Raw genomic sequence first — 14,630 nt, forward strand, 5'->3', positions numbered from 1 at the left:
CTGGCAGTTATTACTAACTTGTAAAGGCTACAGCCGTGAAAGGAACGATGATGAAGACATCCAAGATAACCACTTTACTGCTGACAAGCGTCATCACGGCTTTGCTGATCCTGAACGGATGCAGTCTGGAGATCACACCGGCGGCACCGGAGAACAACAGCGCCCCAGCGAGCACCAGCGGGGGAAACCTTCGGGTCGTTTTTCTTGACGTAGGGCAGGGAGCTTCTCAGCTTATTATTTCCCCTTCCGGTAAAACGATGCTGATTGATGCCAAAAACAATGACAAAGAAGAGCTGATGCTGCAATTCATGGAGCAGTACGGCATCACCAAGCTGGATACGGTCATCGGAACACACCCCGATGCCGACCATATCGGCGGATTGGATGCGGTCATTAACCATATCCCGGTAGGCAGCATTTATATGCCAAAAGCACAGGCTAATACGAAAACGTTTGAATCCGTACTGCGTGCCGTAAAGAACGCAAAACTGAAGGTACAAACGGCGAAGGCTGGAATCTCCTGGGAGATGGACGATCAGGTTCATGTCGATATGCTGGCGCCCCGCAAAAGTTATGACGACTCCAATAACATGAGCGCCGTGGTGAAAATAACGTATGGCCGCACTTCGTTTCTGTTGACCGGTGACGCGGAGTCGGACAGCGAACGGGATATGCTGGATGCCGGATCGGACCTGCAGGCGGATGTCATGCTGGTGGGGCATCACGGTTCCAAGTCGTCGACTACGCTCGCCTTTCTCAAACGGGTTCGTCCGAAGTATGCGGTCATACAGGTAGGTGAAGGCAATACATACGGACATCCGAAAAGCGTCATTCTTAACCGGCTGAAGCAGCAGGGCGTCAAGGTATACCGCAACGATCTTCAGGGAACGATTGAAGCGGAGTCGAATGGGCAGAAGGTTACATTCCGAACGGAAAGGTGAGAACGATGACGGGATATGTCGAAAGCTTTGAAGGACCTTATTGCCGAATTGAAGTGGACGGTAACATCCAGGCCGTTCCCCGTGAACAAGTGGATCCTAAAGTGAAGGCGGGAGACGCTGTAGAACTAAAGGAAGGAAAATGGGTGACCGATCCGGCTGCAACCAAACGGCGTACGGACGAGATTAAAAAGCTGATGGACGATGTTTGGGGGTCATAAAAAAACTCTTCGCCGGATGATGTGCGGAACAAATCACGCTCATCATCGCGAAGAGTTTTTTTATGTGATCAGGCGCTTCCTTTGGCGCTGACCTTGTGCGGTGGAACAAAACAGCACCGGCACCGGGGCTCGTAATCATCGGAATCCCCGATCATGATGACCGAGCCCAGCGGGGCGGGGTGGCCGTTGACAATCCGCTGGGTAAACACGGCTTCCGGGCTGCCGCATACCGCACAGAAGGCGGTCAGCAGCTGGATGTCGTCGGCCATGGCCAGCAGTCCGCCTATGTAGCCGAATTCTTTTCCCCGATAGTCCAGATTCAGTCCGTCCACGATGACATGCTTCCCGCTGTATGCCAGCTCTTCCACCAGACCGAGGATCGGTTTGCTGAAGAACTGAACTTCGTCAAAAGCAACTACATCCGCGTCAGCGGTTTCCGCTAATATTTTGGCGGTCATGTCAGCGGTCAACTGCCGCGGAATGGAGATGGCTGGCAGCCGGTATCCGATCCGGCTGACAATTTCGTCCTTCGCATAGCGCTGATCCTCTTCAGGTTTGTAAGCCACCAGCTTTTTCCGCCCGTACTGGATCAGTTTTTGGCATCGGCGGATAAGTTCACCCGATTTTTCGCTAAACATGGGTCCCGTAATTACGGTAATCCGTCCTTTATTCACGTTCAGCCTGCTCCTTTCCCGTTAGCGTAACCCGTTCATGTTCTATATGACGACAAAACACGAAAAATTGCGACTTTTATAGAGTACCACAATTAAAACGGACATGGCTACAAAAATAACGGAAAGTGGCGTGCAGGTGTTTGGCCGTGGTATGGTTAATGTAAACAGGATCGAATGAGCATTTGGAGGAGACGCATCATGCAGGAAAAAATAGAAGCTTACAAAGCCAGGATTGCTGAACTGACAGCAGAGCTCGGTAAGGATCCGCAAGTGGAAGAACTGGTCGGCAGTCTGCTCGCGGATCTCGAAGAAGCGGTTCAGCAAAACCATAAACTGCGGCTGACGCAGCTGAAATCTTCGTCAAAGGAATCCCGGATGTCCACCAAGCTGAGAGAGGCGCTGTACGAATAATTTATCCGGTCCGGTTCATGTTTAGTTGCTTGTTGCAGCTTTCGCGGCAAATTAGGATACACCAATTCGCACCCTCCGCTATATCCTAATGTGAGAGGAATAATACATTGTAGCGGGGTGATTGGGTGAACCGGTCCACTGATAATAAGAAACGGCGCAAGCCGGCAAAGCCGGTTGTAAAGTATGCCAAAGCCGGCGTGCCCCCGCCAAAATTGAGCCCGCAGCAAATCGCCGTCATTGCGGGAATATTGAACAATTTCTTTGTGGTCGAGTCCGTGCTTTACAACCGGGATAACGAGCTAAAGGTTGTCTTAACGAGCAGAACGCTGACGAATCTTCCGGTGCTGGGGAATCCGGAGTACGGATTGGTGGAGGAGGACATCGTCCTTGACATCATCGCTAGCGAAACCGATCAAGATTCGGACCAACAACAAAACCCCGTTCTGAGATAAACCTGCAGTCCGGGGTTCTTTGTTTGATTCCTGGTCTTGGAATCATTATGAAGATTGTACAGGCGGTTTGGGCTTGCGCTTCTCCTTGAACCGTGGCCCTACATAGTTTCGTTTGCGGTCCCGGAACAGAATCCAGCCGCCGAGAAAGCTCATCCCTGCCACGAACAGGAGCAGGCCGAGAACAAAATGTCCCCATGCGAACGACGGATGGGCGACGCTCGCATCGCCATGGAGCGAATAATATTCGAATACCGCATCTTTCATAAATAAAAATCCTGTCATTGCCGCCAGTCCCGGAATGACGAGGATCAGGATGGCGATAAAGCGGGAAATAATCAGTTTCATGAAGAATCCCTTCCTGTTGGCCTGTTTTAGTCCACTATATCATAACTTGTCCAGCGAATCTTTGTCTATTTCCGGACATGTGATAACATTTTGTAATGGGGTGAAAACCGAGTACAATATAAGGGCGATGGAGTTCATCACGCTCCGGATACGACTTGTAATAAGTTATGCGCCAAATGGTTTCATTATAAACTTGTTAAGATGAGGGATGGACAATGACAATATCATGTGACGTAGCCGTTCTGGGCGGCGGTACCGGCGGGTATGTGGCCGCGATCCGGGCAGCTCAGCTGGGCAAGGAAGTCGTTATTATCGAAGCGGACAAGCTTGGAGGAACATGCCTGCACCGCGGCTGCATTCCAAGTAAGTCTTTGCTGCGGAGCGCGGAAGTATACGCGGAGATCAAAGAAAGCGAGAGCTACGGCATCGAAACAGCGGGGGCCGCTCTCAAATTTCCAAAGGTTCAGGCGCGAAAGGAAGCTATCGTAGATCAACTGCACCAAGGGGTTCAATACCTGATGCGCAAAAATAAAATTCAGGTGGTACATGGAAAAGGGCGCGTCATCGGTCCTTCCATTTTTTCGCCGAAAAGCGGCGCGGTTGCCGTGGAGCTGGCGGATGGGGAGATGGAGACGGTGGTTCCAACCCATTTGATCATCGCTACAGGTTCCCGTCCAAGAGTGCTGCCTGGACTTGAAGCCGATGGCGTTCATATTCTGACCAGCGACGAGGCACTTCGAATGGAGGAGCTTCCGAAGTCTATCGTCATCGTCGGCGGCGGCGTGATCGGCGTCGAATGGGCTTCAATGCTGAACGATTTCGGCGTGGAGGTCACCGTCGTGGAGGCGGCCGGCCAGCTTCTTCCTGCAGAAGATGAAGAGGTTGCCCGGGAGCTTCAGAAGTCGCTCACGCGCCGGGGTGTCAAAATTGTTACCGGGGCCCAGCTGCAGACGGAGACTTACGAAGCAGCGGATCAACAGGTGCACATCGATGTGCGGGTCGGGGAAAAGACCGAACGGCTCCAAGCGGACAAGCTGCTCGTATCGATCGGCCGCCAGGCGAATGTAGAAAACATCGGTCTGGAGAATACGGATGTCCGGGTGGAACGCGGTTTCATAGCGGTTAACGAATACTACCAAACTGGAGAATCGCATATTTATGCCATCGGCGACGTGATTGGCGGACTGCAGCTCGCCCATGCGGCAAGCCATGAAGGGATCGCGGCCGTCAACCATTTAGCGGGAGAAAACGTTCACCCGGCAGATGCGGATCTGATTCCAAGATGCGTGTACACAAGACCTGAAGTGGCCAGCGTCGGCATCACCGAGAAGGAAGCACGCAGCCGCGGATTCGAGATTAAGGTCGGCAAATTCCCGTTCCAGGCTATTGGGAAGGCATTGGTGCAGGGGAGCAAGGAAGGATTCGTAAAAGTAGTAGCTGATCCTAAGACGAACGATATTTTAGGCGTGCAAATGATCGGAGCCCATGCGACCGACCTGATCAGCGAGGCGGCTTTGGCCCAGTTTCTGAATGCAACCCCATGGGAGATCGGACAAATGGTGCATCCGCACCCGACGCTTTCGGAAATTTTGGGAGAGGCGATGCTGGCTGTAGACGGCAAATCCATCGGAATGTAAGACCAAAATTTAGAATCGGTTCTTTTCTTTTCGCCGCAGTTATGATTATAATAGGGTTAAGCCAAGTCTTAGTACCAGGTTTTAATAGTAGATCAGGGACAGAAGACTGCAGGCTCTAAAATAAGGAGGTACCTCCCATGAATGATCAGGGTACTGTTCACACGCCACATGAGCATGAGCAGCTTGGACTCACCAACGGCCAAGTCATCGACATGTACAAATATATGCTGCTCGGGCGCAAATTTGACGAGCGTAACCTGCTGCTGCAGCGGGCTGGCAAGATTAACTTTCACGTATCGGGAATCGGCCAGGAGACGGCTCAGGCAGCCGCGGCGTTTGCGCTGGACCGGGAAAAGGACTACTTTTTACCTTATTATCGCGACTATGCTTTTGTGATGTCGGTTGGAATGACGCCACGCGAGCTGATGCTGTCGGCTTTTGCGAAGGCTGAGGATCCGAACAGCGGCGGGCGGCAAATGCCCGGACACTTTGGCAGCAAGCGGCTGCGGATTGTAACGGGCTCAAGCCCCGTCACGACCCAAGTGCCCCACGCCGTAGGCGTTGCCTTGTCCGCCAAGATGAGAAAACAGGATATCGTTTCGTTTGTCACCTTTGGCGAAGGCTCGAGCAATCAGGGGGACTTTCACGAGGGAGCCAACTTTGCTGGCGTACATAAGCTGCCTGTGATTTTTATGTGCGAAAACAACCAGTATGCCATTTCGGTTCCGCTTCATAAGCAGATCAGCGGCAAAGTCAGCGACCGGGCGCTCGGCTATGGGTTTCCGGGCATTCGAGTGGACGGCAACGATGCGCTCGCGGTCTACAAAGCCGTGAAGGAAGCGCGTGAACGCGCTGTCCGCGGCGAAGGACCCACACTGATCGAAGCCTTGATGTACCGCCTGTCTCCGCACTCCACCTCGGATAACGACTTGGCGTACCGGACCAAAGAGGAAGTAGAAGAGAACTGGAAAAAGGACGGCATTGTCCGTTTCAAACAATATTTGATCAGCTGCGGCATTTGGGATGAAGAAAAGGATTCTGACTTGCAAGCGCAGTTGGCTCTTGAGATCAAGGAAGCCACCGAATCGGCCGACAATGCTCCGTTCCCGAAACCCGAGGACACGCTGAAGCATGTGTATGCGGGCGATAGTGAAGAGGGGGTATACTAATGGCCGAAATGGAATATATCGATGCGATTCGTCTGGCGATGAAAGAAGAAATGGAAAAAGACGAAAACGTGTTTGTGCTCGGCGAGGATGTCGGCGTTAAAGGCGGCGTGTTCACGACAACCAAAGGCCTGCAGGATCAGTTCGGCGAAGAGCGGGTCATCGACACGCCGCTGGCGGAATCCGCCATTGCCGGCGTTGCGATCGGCGCGGCCATGGTCGGCATGAAGCCGATCGCGGAAATGCAGTATTCCGACTTCATGCTGCCGGCAACGAACCAGATTATTAGTGAGGCCGCGAAAATCCGTTATCGTTCCAACAACGACTGGAGCTGTCCGGTCGTCGTTCGTGCGCCGATCGGCGGAGGCATTTTCGGGGGGTTATACCATTCCCAATGCCCGGAATCGATCTTCTTCGGCACCCCCGGCTTGAAAATCGTGGCACCTTTTACAGCCTATGACGCGAAAGGTCTGCTGAAGGCTGCGATCAATGATCCGGACCCGGTGCTGTTTTTTGAAAATAAAAAATGCTACCGCATGATCAAGGGCGACGTGCCTTTGGACGACTATACTGTACCGATCGGCAAAGCCAACGTGCTGCGCGAGGGAACCGACATTACGGTCATCGGCTACAGCATGCCGCTGCACTTCTGTCTTCAGGCCGCCGAAGAGCTGGAGAAAGAAGAAGGCATTTCGGCTCATATTCTGGATCTGCGCTCCCTGCAGCCGCTGGACCGTGACGCCATCATTGAGGCGGTCCGCAAAACCGGCAAGGTGCTAATTGTGCACGAGGACAACAAAACGGGCGGCGTGGGCGCCGAGGTGTCCGCCATCATTTCGGAAGAATGCCTGTTCGATCTGGATGCGCCGATCAAGCGGCTGTGCGGTCCGGACGTACCGGCCATGCCGATCAGTCCGCCGATGGAGAAGTTCTTTATGCTGAGCAAGGACAAGGTCAAGCAAGCCATGCACGAATTGGCGGATTATTGAGAATTGCGTATGAAGGGGTGAAAATATGTCAAATCAAAAGTTTGCCGATATGGTGATGCCGCAGCTGGCAGAATCTCTCGTGTCCGCCACCATCGCCAAATGGCTGAAGCAGCCTGGCGATAAGGTGGAACAGTATGAGCCAATCTGTGAGGTCATCACCGATAAGGTCAACGCGGAAATTCCGTCCACGGTGGACGGGATTATGGGAGAATGGGTCGCCGAGGAAGGCCAGACCGTTGCCGTCGGCGAGGTTATATGCCGCATTGCGGCGGCAGGCGCTGCGGGAGCTCCGGCGGAGGAACGGCCGCAGGCGGAGCCGCGTACTACATCGGCCCCAGTACAGGCGGAAGCCTCTGGAGACCAGTCGATGCGCGGCCGGTATTCACCTGCGGTGCAAAGCCTGGCCGCCGAGCATGGCGTGAACCTGAGCGCCGTCCAGGGAACGGGCATGGGTGGACGGATTACCCGCAAGGATGTCCTTGCTTATATCGAAAACGGCGGTGCGGCTGCGGAAACCGGCCGGGCTGCCGAAGCTCCGGCGAAGAAAGAGGTTCATTCTCCGTTCGCAGGACTGCCGCATGCCAATCCTGCGGTCCGTCCGGAGCAGTATATCCCGGTTCCGCCGGCATCCAGCCGGCAGTCGGGTCTGCATATGACCGAGTCGCCGCGTATTCCGGCTGTGGAAATCGAGGATCAGAACGGGCGCGCCGAGACGATGATCGACGTCACCCCGATCCGCAACGCCATTGCGACGAACATGCGCCAAAGCGTGTCGGAAATTCCGCATGCCTGGACGATGATCGAGGTCGACGTGACCAACCTGGTGCTGCTGCGCAACAAATTGAAGGATGAATTTAAGCGCAGAGAGGGCTATAATTTAACCTATCTGGCGTTTCTTCTGAAGGCCGTGGTCAACGCGATCAAGGAATACCCGATCATGAACTCGGTCTGGGCAGTCAACAAAATCATCGTGAAACGGGACATTAACATTTCTCTGGCCGTCGGAACGGAAGATTCTGTCATGACGCCGGTTATTCAACGGGCTGATCAGAAAAACATTGCCGGCCTCGCCCGGGAAATCGAAGAGCTGGCAACCAAAACGCGTCAGGGAAAGCTCAAGCTGGAGGATATGCAGGGCGGCACCTTTACGGTGAATAATACCGGGTCGTTCGGTTCGATCCTGTCTTATCCGATTATCAACTATCCGCAAGCGGCCATCCTGACCTTCGAATCGATCGTGAAGCGGCCTGTCGTGATCAACGACATGATCGCCGTCCGTTCGATGGCGAACATCTGCCTGTCGCTGGACCACCGGATTTTGGACGGTGTCATCTGCGGACGCTTCCTGCAGCGCGTGAAGGAAAACGTAGAGGGTTATACGCTGGATACTAAAGTTTACTAATGGAAAGTCTCTGAAAGATTGGTCATCATCTGAAAGGGCGTGAAGCAGTCATGACAACCAAACTTGAAGTATCCTATACGCCGATGATGGATTACGGTGCGGCCTGGGATTTGCAGAAGAGCATCGTCAGCCGCATAGACCTTGGAGAGCAGCAGGAGACCCTGCTGCTCTTGCAGCATCCACCGACGTATACGATTGGATCGCAGCGGCATCCGGAGCATCTCTTGCTCAGCAAAGAACAGCTGAAGCAGCAGGGCATCGGGCTGTTCGAAATCGACCGCGGCGGCGACATCACCTATCATGGTCCGGGACAGCTGGTCGGCTATCCGCTGCTGCTGCTGGCGGGCAAGGAAGGACTGGATCTGCATGGTTATTTGCGAAATCTGGAGCAGGTCATCATCAATTACCTGGCGCATTACGGAATTGAGGCAGGCCGCAAACCCGAGTATACAGGTGTCTGGGTAGGCGACCTGAAAATTTGCGCCATCGGGGTCAAATTCAACAAGTGCAAACACCAAAGAGGGTTCGTGACCAGCCACGGATTTGCGTTTAATATTACGTCCGGCATTCAAAACGAAGGCTTTCAGGGCATTATTCCGTGCGGAATTCAGGAGTATGGCGTCACTTCTTTGGAGGACTGCATTGGAAAGCCGATCACGGTCGAGCAGGTAGCGGAGGAGATCGTTCCGTTTTTTACCGAGGTATTCGGATTTGTTGAGGCCGTTTCAGCCCAAGGGGAAGAGGAAAGCCCGCTGAAATCAGCGGGCTATTAAGGACTCGACGAGTCCAAATACGACGGATCCGACCATGGCAATGAGCATGAGGTATACGAACACGCGAAACCATTTTTTTCGTTGCATAAATAGCTCCTTTATTCATCATTTATGGAAGGCTCGATTTCGAGCCGGGACAACCTATGTACTATTGTAACTTAACGCCGAAGGAGAGGAAAGTCCATTGATTAAACAAGACCGTTTGATACAGGAGTTTATGGAACTGGTTCAGGTGGACAGCGAGACGGGCCATGAAGCGGAGATCGCTGCGCTGCTCAAACAGAAATTTACACAGCTTGGACTGGATGTCGTTGAAGACGATTCCCAGGCCAAAACCGGACATGGCGCCGGCAACCTGATCGTAACCTGGAAGGGGGAAGGCGGCGCGGAAGCTCCAAAGCTATTGTTCACCTGCCACATGGATACCGTAGCCCCGGGTAAAGGGATCAAGCCTACCTTAGGCGAAGACGGCTGGATCCGCAGCGACGGGACGACGATCCTGGGGTCGGACGATAAGGCGGGCCTGGCTGTTCTGCTGGAGACGATCCGCGTTATCCAGGAGCAGCAGCTTCCCCATGGACAGATCCAATTCGTGATTACCGTCGGTGAGGAATCCGGACTGCTGGGAGCACGTTCGATGGATCCGCAGCATCTGGACGCAGAACTTGGATTTGCTCTCGATTCCAATGGAGAGGTCGGATCGATCGCCGTTGCGGCACCAACCCAGGCTAAAATCCAAATGAAGATTTATGGCAAATCGGCGCATGCCGGTGTGAATCCGGAAGATGGAATCAGCGCCATTCAGGTCGCCTCCAAAGCGGTGTCGCGGATGAAGCTGGGCCGGCTGGACCAGGAGACGACAGCAAACATCGGTAAATTTTCCGGTGGCGGAGCGACCAATGTGGTGTGCGATTTTGTCCAGCTTGACGCCGAAGCGCGCAGCATTGTTCAAGATAAGGTCGATCAGCAGATCGCCCATATGCGGGAGGCGCTCGAAACGACCGTCCGTGAGTTTGGCGCCCAGTGTGAGTTCCGGAGCGAAATTGTGTATCCTGCGTTTAATTTTAACGAAAACGATTCTGTGGTGAGCTTGGCCAAACGTGCGATTGAGCGCCTGGGTCTGAGCGGAAGAGTGTTCCGTTCGGGCGGCGGCAGCGACGCCAACATTTTCAACGGGCTCGGAGTTCCTACGGTGAATCTGGCCATCGGCTATGAGGACATACATACGACGAAGGAACGGATTCGCGCGGAGGATATGGTCAAAGCGGCTGAAATGGTGCTCAGCATCATTCAGGAAACCGTCAAATAAAAGCTTCAACCCTATATAGCAGTCAAGTCCAGGGCTGCACAAAGAGGCTGTTCCATGCATGCGGCAAACCGCTCTGGAACAGCTTTTTTGCTGGGCTTATCTTTTTTAACGGGAAGATTCGCAGCTAGTGAACATAACGCTGGCGATCCGCGGCAGGATGATTTCTGCGCTGTGCGGGGGTCCATACTGTATGCCAGCCGGTCGATTGGATAATTTGCTGGGCCAAGGTGATATTTGTCAAATATTCGTCAATTTGAAAATACAGGTCGCTCCCGATCACTTGACGTTCCTGTCTATGATCCAATGAGGTGCGTGTCTCCTCCAAGAAGCAGGAGGCGGCCGCAAACCGTGACAAGGAATGGGACGGATCCGTTGCATAGATCGACTCGAACAGCTGCGCTGCTTTCCCGAAGTCACCTTGATCATACAGCATTTCGGCGGCAATAAAGCAAAGATCGAGCGAGCTCTGACTTCTCTCGTAGGTCGGGATTCCTTCCAGCTTGTTCAGGAGCGTTTTCGCCTGTTCCACATAGCCCTGCCGGTACAGAGTATAGATCAATTCGCTGGATTCATGGAACGAAGGTTCGGGCTGAAGGGACATGCCGATGTCCACCATGCCGAGCACGATCGCGGATTTAGCTGTCTCCAGCCTGTTAAACCTGGACAATTCGGATAACCCCCGGTTTCCCTGAAGCACACGGCAGCACAAATATGCCGCTTGGGACGCGGTAACGGAATGCGAAGCTGACTTCACCACGACCTTGTCCGGATCCATCGTACGCTGCGTGAGCCGCGCGTGCGCTTCCTTGAATTGATGGGTGTGAATAAGGCACAAAATATAAATGAGTTGAACGGACTCATTGAACCGTACGTCATTCGTATAACGGTTTAGGATGCTGCAGGCTTCTTCGTACGCACCCAGATCCGCCAGGGTTTGGCCAACCTGCAGTTCGGTCGTATCGGAGATCCGGGCCATTTCCAGCAGCCGCCGGCATATTTCCGCGTCTGTCTTTCCGGCGTCAAAGAGCAGAGCTCCCCATTCCGCAAGCATTTTCCGATGATGCTGTCCGAGAATGATCGCTCGGTGGAAGGCATCTTCGGCTTCCTCGGTACGGCTGCATGCGTACAGGAGTCTTCCGTACTCGAGCCATCCCTGCGCTTCGTTAAAGCTTTCAGCATGGGGCAAACTTCCGGAGTCTTCGCTTGCATACGTCAGGGCCGTCCGAATGTGCGTCATCGCCTCGCTGTTATGTCCGCGCGATTTATACCATAATCCCAGCTTAAAATGCAGGGACGGGGAATTCGGGTATGCTTGCAGCAGCATCATCAAATCATCTTTGGTCATAATTGTACCCTCCAATATATAGAACAACCTGGTGAGTGAATAGTTGGTGAGAATGCAAAAAAAATGTTTGAAAATTTAAATCTCTTGTCGGTTTCAGCTCGAGTCTGAAAATACCGGGGCATGACGGGGGATATTAAAGGACAACGATTCACCGTCCCTTAATGATCCCGACGGGTGGCCCCGAGCGATTGCAAAATGTGCTGCAGCGGCGTGTCGGGGCCCCATTCCTTCTGCATTTGGCGGAGCATGATTTTAATCTGCCAGGCCCGTCCTACCATATGGACCGAGTGCGCAGTATGGTAACTTTTCATGAAGGGATCCCTCTTTCCTTGGGGTGAAGTTTGTTATAATAAGACCATATGTGTCATCATGGCCAAAAATGCTAGCTTTTAACTATAAGGAGGATCATAGAATGAAAGAGTCTTTGCCATATATGCAGAACCTGTCCAAGCATCTTGAGGAAGAGACCTTGTCGACCGAGCCTATTTTTCAGGGAAAAGTCGTATCTTTGCAGATTGACAAGGTCCGGCTCCCCGACGGCAATACGGCCACACGGGAAATCATTCGCCACCCCGGTGCGGTAGCTGTTCTGGCCATCAAGGATGACCGATTGATTCTGGTCGACCAGTACCGCCAGGCGATGGGACGGTGCGAGCTTGAAATCCCGGCAGGGAAGCTGGAGCCAGGGGAGGATCCGCTGGAAGCCGCCAAGCGCGAGCTTATGGAGGAAACGGGATATTCGTGCGGCCGCCTGGAGCTGCTGCATTCCTTTTATACCTCTCCCGGGTTTGCCGATGAGGTGATCCACCTCTATGTGGCCCATGATCTTCAAGAAGGCGATGCGGCGCCGGATGAAGATGAGTTCGTGGAGCTGCTGGAATTGACGATGGAAGAGGCGCTTGAAGCCGTTTCGCAAGGACGGATCAGCGATGCCAAGACACTCATGGCGGTGTACGCCTGGAAGTTGAACAAGCTGACGGGTGAATTCCGCGTATGAGTCATCCGGAACGTTTCAGTCACCAAGAGCTTGCATACGAGTCGGATATTTTGAGCGAATATTTTGCGGATCTGCACATCCATATCGGCAGAACGAACGACGGGCATGCCGTCAAAATCAGCGGCAGCGCCAACCTGACGTTCGCAAACATCGCCAAGGAAGCGTCGGAGCGCAAAGGGATCGAGCTGGTGGGCATTATCGACTGCCACTCGCCGGTCGTTCAGAAGGATATTATCGATTGCCTGGAATCCGGTGAAATGAACGAAGCTCAGGGCGGGGGGATCGCATACCGGGGAACGACGATTCTTCTGGGCTCCGAAATTGAAATTTACGAACAGGGCAGAGGCGCTGCGCATCTGCTCGTTTATTTTGCGGACCTGTCGACGATGCAGCGCTTTACGGCCTGGATGTCGGGCCATATGAAGAACGTAAACCTGAGCTCGCAGCGCATTTACGTTTCAGGACGGGAGCTGCAAGCCAAGGTGTATGACATGGGAGGCATCCTGATTCCCGCCCACGTGTTTACACCGCATAAAGGCTTGTACGGCAGCATGACGCCGCGAATGGAGCATGTGCTTGACCCTGGGCTTGTGAGCGGAATCGAGCTTGGGCTGAGCTCCGATTCGGAAATGGCCGGACTGATATCGGAGCTCGATCCGTATACCTTCGTAACCAACTCCGATGCCCATTCCCTGGGTAAAATCGCCCGCGAGTACAACCGGATCCGTTTGGCTGAGCCGACCTTTGCCGAATTCCGCAAGGCGCTGGAGAGGGTGGATGGCAGGTGCGTGACAGGGAACTACGGCCTCAATCCCCGTCTGGGCAAGTACCACCGTACCTATTGCCATGGCTGCAGCCGCGTGTTGGACGTAGAACATGGGGGTGCAGACTGCCCGTTCTGCGGCAGCACCAAGCGGGTGCAGGGGGTGCTCGACCGGATCCTCGATATCGCCGACCGCAAGGAGCCATACATGCCTGCCTTCCGGCCGGCATATCATTACCAGGTTCCGCTTGAGTTCATTCCGGGTCTCGGCAAGGCCAAAATGAAGCTGCTGCTGGAGCGGTTCGGTACGGAAATGTCGATTCTCCACCATGCGGCTGAAGCAGAAATTGCGGAGGTTGTAGGCACCGATCTGGCCGGGATGATCGTCATGGCAAGAAACGGCAGCCTGAAGCTGACCTCGGGCGGTGGGGGAACTTACGGGAAAGTGGAAGGGACCTCCTTGCCCAAGACATAGTTTGGGACTTGCCTTCATACAGTAAGGGTATGCGATTGGAAAGGGGAGAAACTGCATGCGAGCTTTCCGCCATGCCCTGAAAGAACAAAACATCCTGTATATTTTTGTCGCCGTACTGTTTCTGGTTGGAGTCATCTTCGGCGCGCTCATGGTCAATGCTCTTTCTCTTGAACAGCAGCAGGACTTGGGACGATATTTGGGCAATTTTTTCGTAACCGTCAACCAGGGAGCGGAGGCCGGCCAGCCTGCGCACTCCTACTGGGATATCGCTGGCCTGCATTTGAAATGGGTCGGGCTGATTTGGATACTCGGCCTGTCGGTCATCGGCTTGCCCGGAATTTTGATTCTCGATTTTTTAAAGGGCGTTCTGGTCGGCTTTACGGTGGGCTACCTGGTCGGGCAATTTTCGTGGCATGGCCTGCTGTTTGCGCTGGTGTCGGTGGCGCCGCCGAACCTGCTAATCATTCCGGTGCTGATCGTATGCAGCGTATCGGCGATCGCCTTTTCGCTTCATATTATTAAAAACCGGGTCATGCTCCAGCGTCCGGGCAACATTACCCGCCCCTTTGCGTCGTATGTCGGGATGACGCTCGTCATGGGCCTGATCATGCTCGGCATCTCATCGTTTGAAACCTGGGTGACCCCCACGATGATGAGGTGGGTAACGCCCATGCTGATTCACGCTCCGGCCATCTCCGGCATGTAAGGCAAAAGCGTTTGACTTTGTTTGGCA

General features: G+C 53.7%; 18 protein-coding genes. 13 read left to right on the plus strand and 5 right to left on the minus strand.

The features are described from left to right. Positions 1 to 35 precede the first annotated feature (35 nt). Both FHS19_RS10950 and FHS19_RS10955 read left to right on the plus strand, forming a co-directional pair. Positions 36 to 941 carry a ComEC/Rec2 family competence protein gene (locus tag FHS19_RS10950; protein ID WP_312887198.1) on the plus strand — a complete coding sequence of 302 codons (906 nt, stop codon included), beginning with the start codon at positions 36 to 38 and terminating at the stop codon, positions 939 to 941. Positions 942 to 946: 5 nt separating this feature from the next. After that, complete coding sequence (locus tag FHS19_RS10955) at positions 947 to 1,159, plus strand: DUF3006 domain-containing protein (RefSeq protein ID WP_183581886.1); 213 nt, start codon at positions 947 to 949, stop codon at positions 1,157 to 1,159. Between the two features lie 68 nt (positions 1,160 to 1,227). On the opposite strand, the gene FHS19_RS10960 is transcribed toward FHS19_RS10955, so the two are convergent. Next, a complete protein-coding gene (locus tag FHS19_RS10960) occupies positions 1,228 to 1,833 on the minus strand; it encodes a thymidine kinase (RefSeq protein WP_183581887.1) in 606 nt (201 codons plus the stop codon). Between the two features lie 198 nt (positions 1,834 to 2,031). Between FHS19_RS10960 and FHS19_RS10965 the strand changes: the two genes are divergently transcribed. Continuing rightward, entirely contained in the window at positions 2,032 to 2,244 is a 213-nt protein-coding gene (locus FHS19_RS10965) for a hypothetical protein (RefSeq protein WP_183581888.1), read from the plus strand. Positions 2,245 to 2,369: 125 nt separating this feature from the next. Continuing rightward, positions 2,370 to 2,696, plus strand: coding sequence for a hypothetical protein (locus FHS19_RS10970; protein ID WP_183581889.1), 327 nt, complete (start codon positions 2,370 to 2,372; stop codon positions 2,694 to 2,696). Between the two features lie 45 nt (positions 2,697 to 2,741). Here FHS19_RS10970 and FHS19_RS10975 read toward each other — a convergent pair whose 3' ends face one another. Beyond that, positions 2,742 to 3,041 carry a DUF2627 domain-containing protein gene (locus tag FHS19_RS10975; RefSeq protein WP_076170032.1) on the minus strand — a complete coding sequence of 100 codons (300 nt, stop codon included), beginning with the start codon at positions 3,039 to 3,041 and terminating at the stop codon, positions 2,742 to 2,744. Positions 3,042 to 3,256: 215 nt separating this feature from the next. Here FHS19_RS10975 and lpdA point away from each other — a divergent pair, with 215 nt between their 5' ends. The 5 genes from lpdA to lipB all read left to right on the plus strand — a co-directional run bounded on the left by lpdA (position 3,257) and on the right by lipB (position 9,008). After that, positions 3,257 to 4,678, plus strand: a complete 1,422-nt coding sequence (gene lpdA, locus FHS19_RS10980; protein WP_183581890.1) for a dihydrolipoyl dehydrogenase — start codon at positions 3,257 to 3,259, stop codon at positions 4,676 to 4,678. Between the two features lie 137 nt (positions 4,679 to 4,815). After that, positions 4,816 to 5,847: a thiamine pyrophosphate-dependent dehydrogenase E1 component subunit alpha gene (locus tag FHS19_RS10985; protein ID WP_183581891.1), complete on the plus strand. Its 1,032-nt coding sequence runs from the start codon at positions 4,816 to 4,818 to the stop codon at positions 5,845 to 5,847. Continuing rightward, complete coding sequence (locus FHS19_RS10990; protein ID WP_183581892.1) at positions 5,847 to 6,833, plus strand: alpha-ketoacid dehydrogenase subunit beta; 987 nt, start codon at positions 5,847 to 5,849, stop codon at positions 6,831 to 6,833. The genes FHS19_RS10985 and FHS19_RS10990 overlap by 1 nt, the downstream gene beginning before the upstream one ends. A gap of 25 nt (positions 6,834 to 6,858) precedes the next feature. Next, a complete protein-coding gene (locus FHS19_RS10995) occupies positions 6,859 to 8,235 on the plus strand; it encodes a dihydrolipoamide acetyltransferase family protein (protein ID WP_183581893.1) in 1,377 nt (458 codons plus the stop codon). Positions 8,236 to 8,285: 50 nt separating this feature from the next. Then, the gene (lipB, locus tag FHS19_RS11000; protein ID WP_183581894.1) at positions 8,286 to 9,008 is read left to right on the plus strand and encodes a lipoyl(octanoyl) transferase LipB; all 723 of its coding nucleotides are present in this window, start codon (positions 8,286 to 8,288) and stop codon (positions 9,006 to 9,008) included. Here the strand turns inward: lipB and prli42 are convergent. Next, positions 8,994 to 9,095 (minus strand): stressosome-associated protein Prli42, encoded by a 102-nt coding sequence (prli42, locus tag FHS19_RS11005; RefSeq protein WP_105444651.1) that lies wholly within the window; start codon positions 9,093 to 9,095, stop codon positions 8,994 to 8,996. The two genes, lipB and prli42, sit on opposite strands and share 15 nt — an antisense overlap. Before the next feature lie 97 nt (positions 9,096 to 9,192). Here prli42 and FHS19_RS11010 point away from each other — a divergent pair, with 97 nt between their 5' ends. Beyond that, the gene (locus tag FHS19_RS11010) at positions 9,193 to 10,317 is read left to right on the plus strand and encodes a tripeptidase T (RefSeq protein WP_183581895.1); all 1,125 of its coding nucleotides are present in this window, start codon (positions 9,193 to 9,195) and stop codon (positions 10,315 to 10,317) included. A gap of 124 nt (positions 10,318 to 10,441) precedes the next feature. Here the strand turns inward: FHS19_RS11010 and FHS19_RS11015 are convergent, their stop codons facing one another. Together FHS19_RS11015 and mciZ are read right to left on the minus strand one after the other, a co-directional pair. Continuing rightward, positions 10,442 to 11,662 carry a tetratricopeptide repeat protein gene (locus FHS19_RS11015; protein ID WP_183581896.1) on the minus strand — a complete coding sequence of 407 codons (1,221 nt, stop codon included), beginning with the start codon at positions 11,660 to 11,662 and terminating at the stop codon, positions 10,442 to 10,444. A gap of 158 nt (positions 11,663 to 11,820) precedes the next feature. Further along, positions 11,821 to 11,973, minus strand: coding sequence for a Z-ring formation inhibitor MciZ (mciZ, locus tag FHS19_RS11020; protein ID WP_183581897.1), 153 nt, complete (start codon positions 11,971 to 11,973; stop codon positions 11,821 to 11,823). A gap of 101 nt (positions 11,974 to 12,074) precedes the next feature. Here mciZ and FHS19_RS11025 point away from each other — a divergent pair, with 101 nt between their 5' ends. The 3 genes from FHS19_RS11025 to spoIIM are packed head-to-tail and all read left to right on the plus strand — an operon-like array spanning position 12,075 to position 14,603. After that, on the plus strand, positions 12,075 to 12,659 hold the full coding sequence (locus FHS19_RS11025) for an NUDIX domain-containing protein (protein WP_246426540.1): 585 nt from the start codon (positions 12,075 to 12,077) through the stop codon (positions 12,657 to 12,659). After that, complete coding sequence (locus tag FHS19_RS11030) at positions 12,656 to 13,897, plus strand: endonuclease Q family protein (protein WP_221223901.1); 1,242 nt, start codon at positions 12,656 to 12,658, stop codon at positions 13,895 to 13,897. The genes FHS19_RS11025 and FHS19_RS11030 overlap by 4 nt, the downstream gene beginning before the upstream one ends. A gap of 55 nt (positions 13,898 to 13,952) precedes the next feature. Further along, complete coding sequence (gene spoIIM, locus FHS19_RS11035; RefSeq protein WP_089548079.1) at positions 13,953 to 14,603, plus strand: stage II sporulation protein M; 651 nt, start codon at positions 13,953 to 13,955, stop codon at positions 14,601 to 14,603. Positions 14,604 to 14,630 lie beyond the last annotated feature (27 nt).

Origin of the sequence: Paenibacillus rhizosphaerae (genome assembly GCF_014192015.1) — a bacterium.
Lineage (GTDB): Bacteria > Bacillota > Bacilli > Paenibacillales > Paenibacillaceae > Paenibacillus_AQ > Paenibacillus_AQ rhizosphaerae.

Bases quoted from the DNA above. Each gene is read 5' to 3' on its own strand.
- FHS19_RS10955 (WP_183581886.1), top strand. From the start codon at position 947: ATGACGGGATATGTCGAAAGCTTTGAAGGACCTTATTGCCGAATTGAA.
- FHS19_RS10965 (WP_183581888.1), top strand. From the start codon at position 2,032: ATGCAGGAAAAAATAGAAGCTTACAAAGCCAGGATTGCTGAACTGACA.
- FHS19_RS10975 (WP_076170032.1), bottom strand. From the start codon at position 3,041: ATGAAACTGATTATTTCCCGCTTTATCGCCATCCTGATCCTCGTCATT.
- lpdA (WP_183581890.1), top strand. From the start codon at position 3,257: ATGACAATATCATGTGACGTAGCCGTTCTGGGCGGCGGTACCGGCGGG.
- FHS19_RS10985 (WP_183581891.1), top strand. From the start codon at position 4,816: ATGAATGATCAGGGTACTGTTCACACGCCACATGAGCATGAGCAGCTT.
- FHS19_RS10990 (WP_183581892.1), top strand. From the start codon at position 5,847: ATGGCCGAAATGGAATATATCGATGCGATTCGTCTGGCGATGAAAGAA.
- FHS19_RS10995 (WP_183581893.1), top strand. From the start codon at position 6,859: ATGTCAAATCAAAAGTTTGCCGATATGGTGATGCCGCAGCTGGCAGAA.
- lipB (WP_183581894.1), top strand. From the start codon at position 8,286: ATGACAACCAAACTTGAAGTATCCTATACGCCGATGATGGATTACGGT.
- prli42 (WP_105444651.1), bottom strand. From the start codon at position 9,095: ATGCAACGAAAAAAATGGTTTCGCGTGTTCGTATACCTCATGCTCATT.
- FHS19_RS11015 (WP_183581896.1), bottom strand. From the start codon at position 11,662: ATGACCAAAGATGATTTGATGATGCTGCTGCAAGCATACCCGAATTCC.
- mciZ (WP_183581897.1), bottom strand. From the start codon at position 11,973: ATGAAAAGTTACCATACTGCGCACTCGGTCCATATGGTAGGACGGGCC.
- FHS19_RS11025 (WP_246426540.1), top strand. From the start codon at position 12,075: ATGAAAGAGTCTTTGCCATATATGCAGAACCTGTCCAAGCATCTTGAG.
- FHS19_RS11030 (WP_221223901.1), top strand. From the start codon at position 12,656: ATGAGTCATCCGGAACGTTTCAGTCACCAAGAGCTTGCATACGAGTCG.
- spoIIM (WP_089548079.1), top strand. From the start codon at position 13,953: ATGCGAGCTTTCCGCCATGCCCTGAAAGAACAAAACATCCTGTATATT.